We start from the raw sequence: 16,775 nt of genomic DNA, 5'->3' as shown, positions 1-16,775 counted from the left end.
TAGTTGCAAGACTAGGATAGCATTGACGATGATTGGTATGTCCAAGCAGCCTCAATTCTTGTTACCCGGTTACTTCTATGCACTCGATATACAAGTTGCTAAATGCACTTTAATCAATTTCTGCTTCTTTAAATGCCTGAAAACCTTAATATTGAAGCTATTTTAAACATTTGAATTTAACAGAGCGATTACAAACTTACCTGGCTGCGATCGCGCGAGAACGCGATCCTTATATGGCAACGGCTGGACATTTTTTTGTTCAAGAATACATTCGCCAGCAATTTTCCCAATGGGGGAGTGTGGAAATCCACACCTTTGATGTCAGGGGTAAAGCTTGTAAGAACTTGATATTAAATTTACCTTCCCAAGAAAGACGACAACAAAAGGATTTGCCACCGATTTTAATTGGCGCTCATTATGATGGCGTTCCGGGAACAGTAGCGGCTGATGATAATGCCACTGGTGTGGCAGTGTTGCTGGAATTAGCTAGAAAGTTTGCTGCCCAAGCTATAAGATATCCCTTAAGGCTGGTTGCTTTCGATATGGAAGAATACGGCTTACTGGGTAGTGCCGATTATGCAGCCCTGTTGCACCAACAAAAGCAACAGCTACGCTTAATGATTTCCCTAGAAATGCTGGGTTATACCGATTCTGTGCCTGGTTCCCAAAGTTATCCGCCTCCTCTGGAACGCTTCTACCCAGATAGAGGCGATTTTATTGCTTTAATTGGCAATTTGCGAACATTGCCTGACTTAATTGGCATGAGCCGTAATATTCGCAAAGCTGGCGTACCTAGTCAATGGCTACCCGTGCCGAATCGGGGTTTAATAGTTCCGCAAACCAGACTTAGCGATCATGCACCTTTTTGGGATTTGGGTTATCCGGCAATGATGGTGACAGATACGGCATTCTTGCGAAATCCCCATTATCACAAACCTAGTGATGCGATCGCTACTTTAGATTTAGATTTTCTGAGCGGTGTATGTGAAGGGTTAGAAATTGCAATTCGGCGGTTGTGAAAATATTAGACATGTCCAAAAATTAAATATGCATTATCCAGAACCCCTATAGAGACGTAGCACTGCTACGTCTCTACATTCTTTTTGCCCATTCCCCACTCCCCATTCCCCACTCCCCACTCCCCACTCCCCAATGCAGTTGTTACCAATTACTACTTTGTGAGTCTGAGGATTGTACGAATTGACACGAAACAATGAGGCTAATGAATGCCAAGATCAAAAAAAGGATGCCCCAAGGATATTAAAAGTACTATGCCAGAATTACACCAATCAATTGCCCAGCATTACCACGAACGGACTAAATACAACCCTGAGACTCTGGCCTCTAAAAGTCAGCAGTTAGACTGGGCGAAACAGCCAGTACCTTTCAAAGAGTACAAAATTGGCTCTACTTTTGATCTCAAACCCTATATCCAAGAAAAACCAGAGGGATTTGCTAATAACCCAGATGCTCAATGGTGGCAAAGACTTTCACGCCTGCTGTTTCGCAGTTATGGATTGACGGCGAAAATGCCTTCTATGGGTAGTGCGGTGTATTTACGTGCTGCTCCCAGTGCAGGGGGATTATACCCGGCTGAGGTGTATGTGGTTTCCCGTGGTACGGCGTTATTGCCACCCGGTCTGTATAACTACCAGTGTCGGACTCATTCTCTCATGCATTATTGGGAAAGTGATGTTTGGCAAAATCTCCAATCGGCTTGTTTCTGGCATCCTTCTCTAGAAAACACCCAACTAGCAATTATTGTGACTGCGGTTTTCTATCGTTCTGAGTGGCGCTATGAAGATCGAGCTTATCGGCGGATTTTTCTAGATACGGGACACCTGTTGGGCAATATCGAGTTAGCTGGTGCGATAACTGACTATCGCCCCCACTTAATCGGCGGCTTTGTGGACGAATCTGTAAACGATCTGCTTTATATCGATCCGCAACAAGAAGGTGCGATCGCTGTCTTACCTCTGGCAGATTTGTTAGATGTCAATCAAAATTTACCATTGGGATGCACTGCTTTACCTTCCACCACCGAAACCAGTTATCCCGAAATTCCCGATGGTGAATTGCTGACATATTTCCATCGACACACCCAGATCCAATCCGGTGTAACTGGCAATCTCAATCTACCAACTATCAAACAAGAAAAATCTTTGGAGGATAAATATAACTTTCCTTTCTGTTTGAAAATACCCACCAACACTGCACCTATAAACTGGGGAAAAAAGCTATCAGGACTGGAAAGTACTATGTATAAGCGACGCTCTACCCGCGCTTATAATGGTGATGATTTAACTTTTGATGAATTAAAAGGTTTACTCGATTTCACTTACCAACCACAAAATTACATCGACCAAAGTTTAGATATTTCTCCAGATTACTTTGATTTGAATTTAATAGAAACATTTATTGCTGTTTGTGGAGTTAAAGGATTGGAGGCAGGTTGTTATTATTACGCACCCAAAGCGCAAGAATTACGCCAAATTCGGTTTAAAAACTTTCGCCGAGAGTTACATTTTCTCTGTTTGGGGCAAGAATTAGGGCGGGATGCAGCTGCGGTGTTGTTTCATACAGCCGATTTGAAAGCTGCGATCGCCCAATATGGCGATCGCGTTTACCGTTACTTACATCTGGATGCAGGCCATTTAGGACAACGCCTAAATTTAGCAGCAATACACCTGAATCTAGGCGTTAGTGGTATTGGTGGTTTCTTTGATGACCAAGTAAATGAAGTTTTGGGTATCCCTGCTGATGAAGCTGTTCTATATATCACTACTTTGGGACGCCCAAGATAAAAATAATCTGGAGGCGCAAAGAATGCAGAGAGTTTTTTCTGTGTTCTTTGCGTATATGTACAAGTTATCCTTGCCTAGTGTAAACTATCAAACATACTTTACAGTGCTAGATTTCTATGAAGATTGAACCAATATATACTTATGTAAAAAGTATTTTTGATTACATGCTTGTGTTTTTTTCTAAGTATCAAAGAGTATAGATGTTGCTCTTAAGGTTTTTTATCGAAAAATTATCAGCTGTTCCACATTGAAATTGCAAGCAAACGACAAATAAAGGTTTAGTTCAAGGAATCAGTCACAAAGCTTGCAAGTTAATCCACAAAAAGGATGGTTATAGTTATGCGATTTGAAACAATTGTGACGGCGATTAAAATCGCAGTTCGGCAGGCTCACTGTAACACCTGCCCCTTACCCCCATATCTGTTCGCGCAGCGTCCCGTAGGGAAGAAAGGGGTTTCCACGGGGCGAGGTGTCTGATGAAAGCCAACGGCGAGAAATTTAGAGTCATTTCGGAAGCCATTCCTATTCCCTTAATTATTTCGCGTGTGTCTGACGGGTTGATTTTATATGCTAATCCAGAGTTAATTAAAACTTTTAAATTTTCACCAAAGGATTTAATTAATCGAAAGTTTTTAGATTTATACCATAAATTAGATGATTTAGAATTCCTGTTGGAAGCTCTAAATCAACATGGCTTTATTCATAACTATGAACTTCAATTACAAAGAGGAGACGGAACTTGTTTTTGGGCGATCGCTTCACTACAATATTTAATATTTAATAATGAAGCAGCGATTTTAACGGTATTTTATGATATTACAAAACGCAAAATTTTAGAAACCAAACTTCAAGAGCAAAATGATTTTTTACAGAGAGTTTTTGAAAGTATACCGTTGATGATTGCACTTTTTGATACTAATGGTAAACTTCAATGGGTGAACCAAGAATGGGAAAGGGTTTTAGGCTGTAAATTTCAAGACTTCCAAGCTGGCGATCTCCTGGAAGCGCTATATCCTAATCCTGAATATCGACAATATGTGATTAATTTTATTCAGTCTGCACAACGCAATTGGGGTGACTTTAAGAGGATGTTTGAAAAGTTCCAAGTTGAGTAAAAAAAAGCTCTCAGGGCATAAGCTGTAAATACGTACATACAGCACCATTGAGAGCGATGACTAAAGCATACTCCAGTAACCTGACCCAAGACCAATGGGAATTGCTAGAACCGTTAATTCCAGTAGCGAAAAAAGGTGGTCGTCCAAGGGAAGTGGACGTATGTTCGGTACTCAATGCCATTTTTTATGTATTGACACAAGGGTGTACCTGGCGAAACCTACCGGGAGACTTTCCTAATTGGCAAACGGTGTATACATACTTTCGTAATTGGCGTATTGACGGAACATGGATCAGCATTCATGACCGACTTAGAGGTTGGGCGAGAGTGGAAAACGAGCGTTGTGTTAGCCCATCAGAAGCGATCATCGATAGTCAAAGTGTGAAAAGCGCAGCAATGGTCAGCCAAGATGTTGGGTACGATGCTGGAAAAAAGGTCAAAGGACGCAAGCGGTTTTTGACTGTGGATACGTTAGGTCTAGTGCTGCGAGTGCTGGTGACAGCAGCTAGTGTCGATGAACGCTCAGGAGGTAAACAAGTACTCAAAAAGGTTAAAAAGATGGGAGATACTGTTTCACGCCTTTCTACTATCTGGGTTGATGGTGGTTACGACGGTAATCCCTTTATGCAATGGGTGATGGATTTTTACCGATGGATTGTACAAGTTGTACTGCGACCCCATGAACGCAAGGGTTTTGTTTTGTTACCTAAACGTTGGGTAGTAGAAAGAACCTTGGGTTGGCTGACTGGGTGTCGGCGTTTGAACAAAGATTATGAACTATTACCCCAAACTTCTGAGACTTTTATCTATCTGGCGATGATTCGCATCATGGTAAGGCGTTTGGCATAAATTTTTACCGCTCAAAACTTTTCAAACACCCTCTAAGACTCAGATGCAGAATGGTAATTTACTCGATACATCTTGGACTAATGTTAAACTTTCAAATGGTCAAATTATCGGTATTGGGCAAGATATCACAGAACGTAAGCGAACTGAACTGGCTCTCAAAGCCCAAGCCGAGCGGGAGCAATTGATGCGAACTATTGCTCAACGGATTCGTCAATCATTGAATCTCCAAGATATTCTGAGTGCAACAGTTCAAGAAGTGCGAGATTTACTTAAGGTTGATCGAGTGGTAGTTTATCAGTTTGATCTGGAGATGATCGGCACGATTGTGGCGGAATCGGTGGAACCTGGATGGACTGTTTCTTTGGGCGTCCAGATTCGTGATACATGTTTTCAAGCAGGCGCAGGAGTAGAGTATTATCAAAGACGCAAAGGAGCGATCGCTAATATTTATGAAGCCGGATTAACTGATTGTCATATTCGCTTATTAGAACAGTTTGAAGTCAAAGCAAATTTAGTCGTGCCCATTTTACTAAAAGTAAGTTCTCAAAACCCTGGTTCTCACCTGTGGGGTTTACTGATAGCTCACAAATGTTCTGGTTTTTACGAGTGGGAAGAAAATCAAATAGATTTGTTGGAGCAACTGACAGTCCAATTAGCGATCGCAATTCAACAATCTAGCATCTTTGAGCAAGCTCAAACTGAACTTGTTCAAAGACAAAACGCTCAAGTAAAGTTAAAAAATGCTTTGGCTGAAAAAGAAGTTCTATTAAAGGAAGTTCATCATCGAGTTAAAAATAATTTGCAAATTGTCTCCAGTTTATTACAACTCCAGTCTCAAACACTTAAAGATCCAGAAGCGATCAAAGCTCTTAGAGAAAGTCAGAACCGGATTGAGTCGATATCTCTAATTCATAAAAATTTATATACTTCCGCTAACATTGGACAAATTGATGTTGCTGAATATATCGAGAATTTGGCAGCCAGCTTGCTAATTTCTTACCAAATATTGCCTGGTAAAATTGGTTTAGAAACTGATATAGATTCAGTGAATTTGAATGTTGACCAAGCTATTGCTTGTGGATTAGTTATTAACGAATTAATCTCCAATGCCTTCAAGCACGCTTTTCCCAATCAAGAAGCAGGCATAATTAGTATTGCTTTACGTAATGCTGGTAATAATATCGAGATGACTATCCGAGATAATGGAATTGGTTTACCAGATAATTTAGATTGGACAACTACTGATTCTTTGGGACTGTCGTTAGTATATGACTTGGTTACAGAACAACTTGAAGGCGACATTACTATAGAACGCAATCATGGAACAGTATTCAAAATTCAATTTACGCAGTTAACTTTGCATTAGTAAATATCAAATGCCCCAAGCTAGGATTTTAGTCGTTGAAGATGAAGTGATTGTGGCTAGAACTATTGCCAGCCAACTTAGACAACTAGGGTACATTGTTACGGGTACAGCTTCATCTGGAAAAGTTGCCATTGCCAAGGCATGGGAAACTCAACCAGAACTAGTATTAATGGATATTATTCTTAAAGGTGAGATGGACGGTATTGCTACTGCCAGTCTTATTCGTGAGCAGTTAGATGTACCTATAATTTTTTTAACCGCTTATGGTGACGATCATACTTTAGAAAGAGCCAAAATTACCCAACCTTTGGGATATATCGTTAAACCCTTTACTACAAAAGATTTAAAAATAGCGATCGAAATCGGTCTTCTAAAACACCAATTAGAGCGTGAACTGCGAGAAAATCGAGATCAGTTAGCAACCCTTTTAAACTCAATTAGTGATGCTGTAATCGCTACAAATGAGCAGGGAAATGTGACATTCATGAATCCCGCAGCTGAGGCGTTGACTGGCTGGCAGCAAAAAGATGCTTTAGGAAATGAGGCGGCGAAGATTTTTCATATTGTCGATGAAATTACAGGGACTACATTAGAAAACCCAGTGACAAAAGTACTGCGGGATCAACAAGTTGTTTATTTAGGAGAATTCACATCTCTAATTACAAGAGACGGAAAAAGAGTTCCTATTGGCGATAGTGCCTCACCATTGAGGCGACAATTTGATCAGATAAATGGTGTAGTAATTGTTTTCTGGGATCTTAGCGAACGACGCCAAACAAAATTGTTAGAGCAAGCTTTAGAGAAAGAGCAAGAACTTAATCGTCTCAAGTCCTTATTTATCTCTACCGTATCTCATGAGTTCCGTAATCCTTTGACTGTTATTCAAACATCAGTAGAACTCATAGAAATGCAAGCAGCAAAATTGACAGATGCGAAAAGAGCCATCTATTTAAAGCGAATTCAAGGTGCTGTACAATCTCTAGAAAAACTCATGGAAGAAGTGTTGTTTATGGGTCGAGCAGAAGCAGAAAAACTCGTATGCAACCCTGCTCCACTTAACTTAGAGCAATTTTGTCGAGAGTTAATCGAAGATTTTTCTATTGCTCAAAGTAGCGTGTGTGAAATTGTTTTTACTTGTTATAGCGATCGCACCGACGCTGTAATGGATGAAGGACTCTTGCATTACCTGTTTGAAAATCTTCTATCAAACGCGGTTAAATATTCTCCAGGAGGTGGGAAGATTCAGTTTGATTTAATCTGCGACCCGATTGATCAAGTAGCAATTTTTTATATTCAAGATCAAGGTATGGGGATTCCCGAACCAGACCAAGCTCGACTTTTTGAGTCATTCTACCGAGCCTCAAATGTCCAATCAATTCAGGGTACGGGATTGGGGTTAGTAATCGTTAAAAGGTGCGTTGATGCTCACAGAGGTCAAATTAGCGTCACTAGTAAAGTTGGAGTCGGTACTACATTTACAGTAATATTGCCCTTAAATAATTCGTAATACCTCGACTTCGCTCGGCACAAGTTCGTAATTCGTAAGGGACTTCCAAGTAAAAAAATATTCCATTGCTATTGTTCACTGTTGACCGTTGACGGTTCACGAGTTTTCAGTCAACAGTCAACAGTCAACAGTCAACGACTTTAATGTGGAATAATTTATTTTTTGGAGTTCCCTAATTCGTAATTCGTAAATTTTGTCTCGCTTTTGTGATTAACCCACATCCCGATTTTTGGAATTGAGAACTTGGGTTTGGTAGTGCCGCCATTTTTGCTGCTGACGCGCTCTTTTCTCCTCGGTGAGGCTATCAAAACAATAGGGACAGGAGATACCTTGTTCATACTTTGGAGATACCTTATCTGACTCAGTAATCGCATATCCACAACAGAAGCATCGCTCACAACTTCCTTCCTCCAACCCATGACTGACAGTTATGCGATCGTCAAAGACAAAACATTCTCCTTCCCATAAACTTTCTTGGGCTGCAACTTCCTCTAAATACTTGAGAATGCCGCCCTTGAGATGATAAACTTCTGCAAAGCCTTGGGCAAGCATGAAGGATGAGGCTTTTTCACAGCGAATGCCGCCTGTACAAAACAGAGCAACCTTTTTATGTTTAGTCGGGTCGAGGTGGCGTAGCACATAATCAGGGAATTCCCGAAATGAGCTAGTTTGCGGATTTTCTGCTCCTTGGAAAGTACCGATATTCACCTCATAATTATTGCGGGTGTCAATCACGGTTACTTCTGGATCGCAAATCAAATCATTCCATTCTTGGGGATTGACATAAGTGCCAACTTGTTCATTGGGGTCAATTTCAGGCAATCCCAAAGTAACAATTTCTGGCTTTAACCGCACCTTCATTCGCTCAAAAGGCGGGGTTTCGGTATAGGACTCTTTGTATTCTAGGTCTGCTAGACGAGGGTCAGTACGCACAAAGCAGAGAACAGAATCAATCGCCTGACGCGAACCTGCAATTGTACCGTTAATGCCTTCTTGTGCCAGCAAAATTGTCCCCTTCACACCTTGCGTTTGGCAGTAAGACAGCAGAGGATCTCGTTTCTCGGCAAAATCTGGCAGCTTGACAAATTTATACAGTGCTGCAACAACTTGGATATTTTCTGGCTTCATCCCTTTGATAATGGAACAATATAAGTTACAATAACTTCGACAACCAAACTTACTTACTATTTTAATTTTATGGGGGTTTAGCTCAGTTGGTAGAGCGCCTGCTTTGCAAGCAGGATGTCAGCGGTTCGAGTCCGCTAACCTCCATTGGATATAATTTATCTTAATTTGCTGACGGTGTTACGCGATCGCTGCGGTTTTTCCTAGCCTACGCACATATAGCGGTTCCCATTCAGATGCTGTACAACATTATATCGCGAGGTGTAAGGGCACGGCAGTGCCGTGCCCCTACGGGTCTACCTCACGTAAACGAGAAGCGCTATATCTACTTAGGAGGTTGTTTGAAAAAGCGTCCATTGGGTTTAGTAGCAATTGTTGTCTATAAATCATTTGCCGCATTGCTGCTTATGGTTACTGCGATCGCTTCATTATTGACATTAAAAAATTACCAAGCTTTAGAAGGTAAAACTGAGGGATGTTTAACAACAAATGGCTATGGGTTGACGCAAAACCAAGACCCCACGTTGTACAATCGCTAGAAATACAATCTGGAGAGCGACTTGCCTAGATCGATTCAGTCTACTCAACCACCACTGAAATTTATTCCCCAACGGTTGAACCCGCTGGTACTCCAGATTGTTCGGTGGTTGCTGCCGATCGCACTACGGTTTCGCACTCGCCCTTGGCTAACGGCTGGTATTGTCCGTGTTGAAGCCAAGAATGTTGAGGTATTAGCTGAACTTTATCAACAATTCCAGGCTGGAAAAATTCGCTTTTTGCTGGCATTTCGCCACCCAGAGGTGGAAGATCCCCTGTGTATGCTGTATTTGCTTTCCCGCATTGTGCCACAGGTGGCTCGTCAAAAAGGTATTACGCTGCAATCCCTTGTTCACAGCTATTTTCTGTATGATCGCGGGATGACGGTTTGGGCTGGAAAGTGGCTAGGTTGGTTGTTTTCTCGGTTGGGAGGTGTGCCGGTTCATCGCGGTAGGCGACTAGATCGCCAAGCTATTCAAACAGCACGGGATTTGTTTGCTAATGGCGAACTACCGATCGCAGTCGCACCCGAAGGGGGTACTAATGGTCATAGTGGTATTGTTAGCCCCTTAGAACCTGGTGTTGCTCAAATGGGGTTCTGGTGTGTAGAAGACTTGCAAAAAGCCAATCGGACTGAGACTGTAATAATTATACCGATCGCTATCCAATATCGTTACGTTGAGCCACCTTGGTCTAAACTCGATTGGCTGCTGAGTAAGTTGGAAGCTGATAGTGGCTTATCGCCAATGGAAATTGAGCAAGGCGAGGGCGAAGAGATTTACTATCAACGCCTCTGTAGGTTGGCTGAATATCTGATTACCGAGATGGAAGAATTTTATCGTCGCTTCTATCATCAAGATATCCCAAAAACCATCTCAACTGATGAATCTGCTACTCCGAATCAGGTATTAATTGCCCGACTTCATCGGTTACTGGATAAGGCTTTACAAGTTGCCGAGCAATATTTTGGAGTTCAAGCACGGGGAAATTCCATTGATCGCTGTCGCCGCTTAGAAGAAGCTGGCTGGAATTACATTTATCGGGAAGATTTGCCAGATATCAATGCTTTACCACCCTTTAAACGTGGCTTGGCAGACTGGATTGCCCAAGAAGCTGACTTGCGAATGCGGCACATGCGGATAGTGGAAAGTTTTGTTGCAGTCACAGCTACTTATATTCAGGAACAACCAACGGCAGAACGGTTTGCAGAAACAGCTTTGCTTGTATACGATATGCTTTCTAGAATTCAGAATACAACACTTCCAGGGCGACCTCAATTAGGTTTGCGAGAGACACAAATCACCGTAGGGGAGCCAATTTCAGTAACCGAACGCTGGAAAAATTGTCAGGGCGATCGCTTGGCGGCTAGACAAGGTGTGAGCGATTTGACAAAAGATTTGCAAATTGCTTTAGAGAAGATGATTGCCTGACGCAGAGTGGAATTTTGACCAGCGTCTCGTCGTGCATCTGCAACGCCTTGCCAACAAGCTAACCAAAATATCACTTATTAATACCCAGGATACTATCAATACGGTTCGGTTAAGCCAAAAGACGCGATTTATCGCCGTCTCTACAATAATTAATCCTTTGTCTTGACGGCGATTTATCGCGTCTTTGTGATTTAGAATTTTCATCAAAAAACCCTAACCGAACCGTATTGAGGATACTATTACTATTTCATTGACTAGCGATCGCAGAAAATCAACTGAGCGAAGTTGTCCAAAACTAAATTCAGCTAGAGATTTAAGCTGTTTAGCTGTCCATGAGCGTTTGTATTGAGTAGCAGAGATGATGCGATTTAGTAGTAATTGGTTTACAGAGACTACCGGATCACTGATGATTTTAATTAACCATAACGTTGCTTGAATTGCGATCGCTGTAGTTTCCCCAGCACAGTTGCGGGGTATTCAGTCATTGGCTAAAAATCGGCAATATGTTGTGGATAAAATCTAGTTCAATTCCAATACGGTTCGGATAAGGTTTTTTAATGACACGCCGCTAATCGCGTCTCTTGCCTTAACCGAATCGTATTGAGTTCAATTCCTAACAAAGAAAGATCGCCATTCTGGCAAAACCTTATTAATCGTGAATTATCTCAGCAACCCATAAGGAAATCCTAACTTGCGGTTAAATTGCCCCAACCCACGTAGGGTAATTTAGCTGCCGTTACCCGAACTTGGTCAGCATTAGCTACCAACTGACCGCAAGCGTCCCAAGTTCCAGAAATAAATGTGCTTCTTGTCCCTTCACCGATCGCAACTGCGGCTGTGTAATCACCAATTTGCACTTGCAAGGTTTCCAGATTCACTGTTACGGCGGCTTGAGGATTGGCAGCGACTAAATCTTGCAGCTGTTTAACAGTAACAGCATCGGCTGTCAGACAAGGTATGCCCATTGCCACACAGTTACCAAAAAAGATTTCGGCGAAGCTTTCACCGATTAAAGCTTGGATTCCCCATTTTGCGATCGCTTGGGGTGCATGTTCCCGTGATGAACCACAGCCAAAATTTCTATTGACTATTAAAATATTTGCCCCTTGGTACTGGGGTTGGTCAAAGGGATGTTCACCTTTAAGTGCTGTCCGGTCATCGATAAATGCACCTTCGCCTAAGCCATCAAAGGTAACGGCTTTCAAATATCGCGCGGGAATGATGCGATCGGTATCTATATCATTACCCACTAAGGGTATACCGCGCCCTGAAACTGTTTTAACTTCACTCACCATAAACTTTATTTACCAAATAATTATTAATTCATAATTCATAATTCATAAATTTTAAAATGGGTACAGCAACCCCCACGCTCATTTTTAAATCAGTGGTCAAAAAGACAGTGGAGCATTTCTTGCTCCCACTGATTTAAATTATGAATTATTAATTATCAATTATGAATTAGTTTGACCTATCATTTCAATGACAGCCTGTTAATTTCTACAAATGACCAATACTTCGGCAACGCTCAGTACAAGTGACCAATGACAAATGACAAAAAAATTACAGCAACTCGCGCACATCAGAGACTTCGCCTTTAATCGCAGCAGTTGCGACCATTGCCGGACTCATTAATAATGTTCGACCGGAAGAGGAACCCTGTCTTCCTTTAAAGTTGCGGTTGGAGGAGGAAGCGCTAATTTGTCTTCCTTGTAGCTTATCGGGGTTCATAGCTAGACACATAGAACATCCCGGTTCTCGCCATTCAAATCCAGCTTCCTGAAAGATTTTATCTAGTCCTTCCGCTTCCGCCTCTTCCTTTACCCTTTCAGAACCTGGGACAACAAAAGCTTTGATTCCTTCTGCAACGTGGCGACCTTTGGCGATTTTCGCCGCTTCTCGCAAATCAGTAATTCTGCCGTTGGTGCAACTACCAATAAAGCAGACATCTATTTTAGTGCCCTTGATGGGTTGACCAGGATATAAATCCATGTAGCGATAAGCTTCTTCGGCAATAAATCGGTCTTCTTCTAGTAGTTCTTCGGGTTGAGGTACTGACTGGTTGACACCGATACCTTGACCGGGAGTAATACCCCAAGTGACGGTAGGAGAAATTTCCGCAGCGTCAAATATCACCACATCATCGTACTGGGCATCAGCATCGCTCTTGATAGAATCCCACCAGCCCACTGCTTTATCCCAATCTGTATCAATGGGTGCAAAATCTCTGCCTTTGAGGTAATCGTAGGTGACTTGATCCGGATTGACATAACCGCATCTAGCACCGCCTTCGATCGCCATATTGCAGACAGTCATCCTCTCTTCCATATTCATTTGCTCAAATGTCGTACCGGCAAATTCGTAAGCATAGCCCACGCCACCTTTAACACCAAGTGAGCGGATGATATGTAAAATTACATCTTTGGCGTAAACTCCAGGGTTGAGAGTGCCGTTAACTGCGATTTTGCGGACTTTCAGTTTTGAGAGGGCGAGGGTTTGGGAAGCGAGAACATCCCGGACTTGGCTAGTACCAATACCAAATGCGATCGCACCAAATGCTCCATGACTGGAAGTGTGACTATCTCCACAAGCGATCGTCATTCCTGGTTGGGTCAGCCCAAGTTCTGGAGCGATCACATGAACTATACCCTGGCTACCAGAACCGATATTGTAAAAAGTTATGTTATTTTCTTGACAGTTCTTTTCGAGCGCCTGGATCATTTCCTCTGCCAAGTTATCAGCAAAGGGACGCGCCTGGTTTTCTGTAGGCACAATATGATCGACTGTGGCGACGGTACGCTCTGGAAACAGGACTTTTAGACCCCTCTCGCGTAACATAGCAAAGGCTTGGGGACTGGTGACTTCATGAATTAGATGAAGCCCGATAAATAGTTGCGTCAGTCCTGAGGGAAGTGTACCAACGGTGTGTAAGTCCCAAACTTTATCAAACAGGGTACCTTTGCTCATACGTCAATCAATATTTCAAGAGTCAGGCCTTAAATAGTATCAAAAAAAAGTCTCGGTTTTTGCAGATAATTTAAATATTTTTAAACGCAAAGGGGCACAGAGTTCAGAAGGCAGAAGGCAGGAGGCAGAAGGCAGAAGGGAACCCACGTTTAAAAACGTGGGATATGTTAACTCAACGTCAAAATAGATGGTAAAAATCCGCACCTGAAAAGCATATAAACGAATGATGCTTTTAAATATGAGGCGATCGCACGCCCAAAAATTCTGTTGATTAGCCCCATTTTTATCAGAACTTTAAGTACTATTGCTTATTGACAAAAGTAAAATTATCTTAACCTCTCACTGATGGGTGCGGGAAGAGTTTCGCAATAATTTTGCTTTTCCCTTAATTAAGTCGGTGAGAATAATTCCAACTATATTAACTAATGTAAAAAATTTTGGAATTAGTTTGTAGTGAGGGCTTCAGCCCTCAAAGTAGGGCTGAAGCTCTCACTACAAACATGCAAATTATTTACGCCGTTCTACTTGATGATATTAATGGCGCTGTTGAAAAGTTTGGCAAAGCGCAGCAATGGGATAATAAATTAAAGTTTGATTCACAGGCGAGAGCGAAAGAGTTGGCGGCAAGGTGAGACAGACCTAACCCCCCTTCCCTGCAAGGGAAGGGGAGTAAGAAGGTGAGTAAGATTCAAAGCCTCTCTCCTAAGAGGAGAGAGGTCAAAGGTGCTATAAATAATCACAAGGTGGAAGAATGGCATACAGCGATTTTAGTCTCGCCAAGGTGAAAAAGAGTTTTGACTTAACACTCGATGAAACTCGGAATTTATTTGCTGATACAAAACCTGTTACACCATCAGAAACTCTCAGAACGATTTTAATAGATTACATCCCTTTAGCAACTGCAATTTCAACCGAAAAAGCCAGGTCAGAGTTTTTAATTGCACCAATCCTGGCAGAGGTAAGACGATTATTAAATAATAAAATCTCGCTGTTCTCTGGAAATGAATTTAATGTTGATGCAACTCAAGGCTTACAAGGCTTTTGCGATTACATCATCAGCAATTCCCAGGAGCAATTATTTATTTCTGCTCCGGTAATGTTTATTTTTGAAGCGAAAAAAGAAGATATTATCGGCGGTCTGGGTCAATGTGTAGCAGCAATGATTGCAGCACAGTTTTTTAATCAAAATCAAGGCAATGAAGTTGGGCGGATTTATGGCTCGGTTACTAGTGGAACTAATTGGAAGTTTTTATTTTTAGAAGATACGACTGTTTATATAGATTCGACTGAATACTATATTAAAGAAGTTGATAAAATTTTAGGTATTTTATTGCAACCTTTTGAGCTTATTTTAACTGCTGTTTGAATATATAGTAGGTGCTGATGTAACTTACCCAATCGAGATTAAAAATTTGCTAAAAAATAAGAGAAATTAAACAACTCGTCTACCATTACCACTATTCAATTGATATGAGTCTATATTGTCTAGTTCACGGTGCTTTCCAAGCCACTTGGTGTTGGGATTTGCTAATTCCCTATTTAGAAGCACAGGGTCACAAAGCTGTAACAATGGATTTACCAATTGAAAATGCATCTACTACTTTGTCCCAATTTGCAGATACAGTAATTCAAGCGCTACCCAAAACTGATGATATTGTACTAGTCGGTCACTCAATGGCTGGTACTATAATTCCCCTAGTTGCAGAAGCGGTAAAAGTGCGTCAACTAGTGTTTGTGGCGGCGCTAATTCCATATCCTGGAGTCAGTACACTCGACCAATTTTCTCATCGTCTTGATTCTAATACGCTCAAATCATTCAATTACCAGCCAAAAGACCCAAGTAAACTCGAACAGTTTCACAATGAGCCTGATATGTTTGAACCAGCTTCCGTAGGCAAAGATTATTCAGACGAAGCAGTATTAAAGGAGTTTTTCTTTCATGATTGTCAACCGGATGTAGCACAGTGGGCAATCTCGAAAAGTCGTTCGCAACAATCTATGGCATATATTTTTGAAACAAATCCTCTAAAAGCTTTGCCGCATGTTGAACGTAAATATATTGTTTGTACCAATGACCGAATATTGTCTCCTACATGGTCACGCTATGCTGCACGCAAGCGCTTAGGAGTCGATGCCATTGAACTACCTGCTGGACATTGCCCACATCTGTCTCGTCCTGAACTTCTTGCCTCAGTATTAACTAGTGATTAATTGTTTGAGCAATCCAAAATCTTTTGCCCAAGCGGACTATCTAAATGGTGCGTTGGCGCAGCCCAACATAGGCATCGCTCATAATAAATGAAGCCCGATAAAGGTAAACTGGTATGGATTGGAAAACTTATATTCATTCAGACCCGAAAATCCTCCTTGGAAAGCCTGTTGTCAAAGGAACGCGGTTATCTGTGGAATTCATATTGGGGTTGTTTGCCGAAGGTTGGACAGAACAGCAAGTCACAGAAAGCTACCCAACTCTCAGCACTCCTGCAATCCAAGCTGTGTTCGCGTTTGCGGCGGAGTGTCTCAAAGAGGATGTATTCTACACATCGTTGCTGTCTACTGAGGCTAAGTAATGCGGTTTCTGGCGAATGAAAACTTCCCATTGCCCAGTGTGCAGCTGCTACGCCTTGCAGGCTATGATATCGCTTCGGTGTCCTGGCATTGAAGATACAGAGGTTTTGACTCGTGCAGCTAATGAGCAACGGGTGATTTTAACGTTTGATCGCGATTACGGTGAACTGATTTATCGCTTAAGATTACCATCACCAACGGGTGTGATTTATTTGCGGTTTCGCCCCCATACTCCTGAGGAGCCAGCCACACTGTTGTTAAATTTACTAGAGATAGAAGGATTGCAATTTGAGGAGCGCTTTACGGTAGTTGAGCGCGATCAGATTCGCCAGCGTCCTCTGCCGTAGTTAAGGAATACCACAAATTCAAAAAGGCTAGAAACTGCATCTAAGCTGTCTCTAGCCTTAATTTAATTAATGGGCAGTACCAGACTCGAACTGATGACATCCTGCTTGTAAGGCAGGCGCTCTACCAACTGAGCTAACCGCCCGTTTGACTCCTTAACTAA

The 16,775-nt window shown here is 41.9% G+C and carries 16 protein-coding genes, 2 tRNA genes and 1 pseudogene; 14 read left to right on the top strand and 5 right to left on the bottom strand.

What is annotated here, in order from left to right:
* The first annotated feature begins 170 nt into the window (after positions 1–170).
* From D1367_RS02450 to D1367_RS02420, 6 genes and pseudogenes are all read left to right on the top strand, one after another.
* Positions 171–1,019: a M28 family peptidase gene (locus D1367_RS02450; RefSeq protein ID WP_118162441.1), complete on the top strand. Its 849-nt coding sequence runs from the start codon at positions 171–173 to the stop codon at positions 1,017–1,019.
* A gap of 252 nt (positions 1,020–1,271) precedes the next feature.
* A complete protein-coding gene (locus D1367_RS02445) occupies positions 1,272–2,804 on the top strand; it encodes a SagB/ThcOx family dehydrogenase (RefSeq protein ID WP_118162439.1) in 1,533 nt (510 codons plus the stop codon).
* A gap of 476 nt (positions 2,805–3,280) precedes the next feature.
* Positions 3,281–3,919 (top strand): PAS domain-containing protein, encoded by a 639-nt coding sequence (locus tag D1367_RS02435; protein WP_118162437.1) that lies wholly within the window; start codon positions 3,281–3,283, stop codon positions 3,917–3,919.
* Positions 3,920–3,975: 56 nt separating this feature from the next.
* Entirely contained in the window at positions 3,976–4,767 is a 792-nt protein-coding gene (locus D1367_RS02430; RefSeq protein WP_118162435.1) for an IS5 family transposase, read from the top strand.
* Between the two features lie 37 nt (positions 4,768–4,804).
* Positions 4,805–6,133: pseudogene (locus D1367_RS02425) on the top strand (sensor histidine kinase); the annotation flags it as partial.
* A 10-nt stretch (positions 6,134–6,143) separates the two neighbouring features.
* Entirely contained in the window at positions 6,144–7,640 is a 1,497-nt protein-coding gene (locus D1367_RS02420) for a hybrid sensor histidine kinase/response regulator (RefSeq protein ID WP_118162433.1), read from the top strand.
* Between the two features lie 210 nt (positions 7,641–7,850).
* Here D1367_RS02420 and trhO read toward each other — a convergent pair whose 3' ends face one another.
* A complete protein-coding gene (trhO, locus tag D1367_RS02415) occupies positions 7,851–8,768 on the bottom strand; it encodes an oxygen-dependent tRNA uridine(34) hydroxylase TrhO (RefSeq protein WP_118162430.1) in 918 nt (305 codons plus the stop codon).
* 71 nt (positions 8,769–8,839) lie between these two features.
* Between trhO and D1367_RS02410 the strand changes: the two genes are divergently transcribed.
* The 3 genes from D1367_RS02410 (at position 8,840) to D1367_RS02400 (ending at position 10,732) form a co-directional block, all read left to right on the top strand.
* Positions 8,840–8,912, top strand: a tRNA-Ala gene (locus D1367_RS02410).
* A gap of 194 nt (positions 8,913–9,106) precedes the next feature.
* Entirely contained in the window at positions 9,107–9,304 is a 198-nt protein-coding gene (locus tag D1367_RS02405; RefSeq protein ID WP_181985042.1) for a hypothetical protein, read from the top strand.
* 21 nt (positions 9,305–9,325) lie between these two features.
* Positions 9,326–10,732, top strand: coding sequence for a lysophospholipid acyltransferase family protein (locus D1367_RS02400; RefSeq protein ID WP_118162428.1), 1,407 nt, complete (start codon positions 9,326–9,328; stop codon positions 10,730–10,732).
* Here the strand turns inward: D1367_RS02400 and D1367_RS30375 are convergent.
* The 3 genes from D1367_RS30375 to leuC form a co-directional block, all read right to left on the bottom strand.
* Entirely contained in the window at positions 10,712–10,936 is a 225-nt protein-coding gene (locus D1367_RS30375) for a hypothetical protein (RefSeq protein WP_181985229.1), read from the bottom strand. The genes D1367_RS02400 and D1367_RS30375 overlap by 21 nt on opposite strands.
* 482 nt (positions 10,937–11,418) lie before the next feature.
* Positions 11,419–12,027: a 3-isopropylmalate dehydratase small subunit gene (gene leuD, locus D1367_RS02390; protein ID WP_118162426.1), complete on the bottom strand. Its 609-nt coding sequence runs from the start codon at positions 12,025–12,027 to the stop codon at positions 11,419–11,421.
* A 268-nt stretch (positions 12,028–12,295) separates the two neighbouring features.
* On the bottom strand, positions 12,296–13,699 hold the full coding sequence (gene leuC / locus D1367_RS02385; RefSeq protein ID WP_118162423.1) for a 3-isopropylmalate dehydratase large subunit: 1,404 nt from the start codon (positions 13,697–13,699) through the stop codon (positions 12,296–12,298).
* A gap of 500 nt (positions 13,700–14,199) precedes the next feature.
* Between leuC and D1367_RS32610 the strand changes: the two genes are divergently transcribed.
* The 5 genes from D1367_RS32610 (at position 14,200) to D1367_RS02365 (ending at position 16,614) form a co-directional block, all read left to right on the top strand.
* Positions 14,200–14,331 carry a hypothetical protein gene (locus D1367_RS32610; protein ID WP_267255572.1) on the top strand — a complete coding sequence of 44 codons (132 nt, stop codon included), beginning with the start codon at positions 14,200–14,202 and terminating at the stop codon, positions 14,329–14,331.
* A 119-nt stretch (positions 14,332–14,450) separates the two neighbouring features.
* Positions 14,451–15,065, top strand: coding sequence for a hypothetical protein (locus D1367_RS02380; RefSeq protein ID WP_118162420.1), 615 nt, complete (start codon positions 14,451–14,453; stop codon positions 15,063–15,065).
* A 104-nt stretch (positions 15,066–15,169) separates the two neighbouring features.
* On the top strand, positions 15,170–15,910 hold the full coding sequence (locus tag D1367_RS02375; protein ID WP_118162417.1) for an alpha/beta hydrolase: 741 nt from the start codon (positions 15,170–15,172) through the stop codon (positions 15,908–15,910).
* Between the two features lie 113 nt (positions 15,911–16,023).
* Positions 16,024–16,269: a DUF433 domain-containing protein gene (locus tag D1367_RS02370; RefSeq protein WP_118162414.1), complete on the top strand. Its 246-nt coding sequence runs from the start codon at positions 16,024–16,026 to the stop codon at positions 16,267–16,269.
* A gap of 63 nt (positions 16,270–16,332) precedes the next feature.
* A complete protein-coding gene (locus D1367_RS02365; protein WP_228674664.1) occupies positions 16,333–16,614 on the top strand; it encodes a DUF5615 family PIN-like protein in 282 nt (93 codons plus the stop codon).
* A gap of 70 nt (positions 16,615–16,684) precedes the next feature.
* On the opposite strand, the gene D1367_RS02360 is transcribed toward D1367_RS02365, so the two are convergent.
* Positions 16,685–16,757: transfer RNA gene (locus D1367_RS02360), tRNA-Val, on the bottom strand.
* Positions 16,758–16,775 lie beyond the last annotated feature (18 nt).

This window comes from Nostoc sphaeroides, assembly GCF_003443655.1.
In the GTDB taxonomy this organism is placed as follows: Bacteria; Cyanobacteriota; Cyanobacteriia; order Cyanobacteriales; family Nostocaceae; genus Nostoc; species Nostoc sphaeroides.
Note: the sequence above shows the minus strand (reverse complement) of the source record. Positions and strands in the feature narration are given on the sequence as shown.

Coding starts and splice junctions, on each gene's coding strand:
- D1367_RS02445 (WP_118162439.1), top strand. CDS start 1,272: ATGCCAGAATTACACCAATCAATTGCCCAGCATTACCACGAACGGACT.
- D1367_RS02435 (WP_118162437.1), top strand. CDS start 3,281: ATGAAAGCCAACGGCGAGAAATTTAGAGTCATTTCGGAAGCCATTCCT.
- D1367_RS02430 (WP_118162435.1), top strand. CDS start 3,976: ATGACTAAAGCATACTCCAGTAACCTGACCCAAGACCAATGGGAATTG.
- D1367_RS02420 (WP_118162433.1), top strand. CDS start 6,144: ATGCCCCAAGCTAGGATTTTAGTCGTTGAAGATGAAGTGATTGTGGCT.
- trhO (WP_118162430.1), bottom strand. CDS start 8,768: ATGAAGCCAGAAAATATCCAAGTTGTTGCAGCACTGTATAAATTTGTC.
- D1367_RS30375 (WP_181985229.1), bottom strand. CDS start 10,936: ATGAAAATTCTAAATCACAAAGACGCGATAAATCGCCGTCAAGACAAA.
- leuD (WP_118162426.1), bottom strand. CDS start 12,027: ATGGTGAGTGAAGTTAAAACAGTTTCAGGGCGCGGTATACCCTTAGTG.
- leuC (WP_118162423.1), bottom strand. CDS start 13,699: ATGAGCAAAGGTACCCTGTTTGATAAAGTTTGGGACTTACACACCGTT.
- D1367_RS32610 (WP_267255572.1), top strand. CDS start 14,200: ATGCAAATTATTTACGCCGTTCTACTTGATGATATTAATGGCGCTGTT.
- D1367_RS02380 (WP_118162420.1), top strand. CDS start 14,451: ATGGCATACAGCGATTTTAGTCTCGCCAAGGTGAAAAAGAGTTTTGAC.
- D1367_RS02375 (WP_118162417.1), top strand. CDS start 15,170: ATGAGTCTATATTGTCTAGTTCACGGTGCTTTCCAAGCCACTTGGTGT.
- D1367_RS02370 (WP_118162414.1), top strand. CDS start 16,024: ATGGATTGGAAAACTTATATTCATTCAGACCCGAAAATCCTCCTTGGA.
- D1367_RS02365 (WP_228674664.1), top strand. CDS start 16,333: ATGATATCGCTTCGGTGTCCTGGCATTGAAGATACAGAGGTTTTGACT.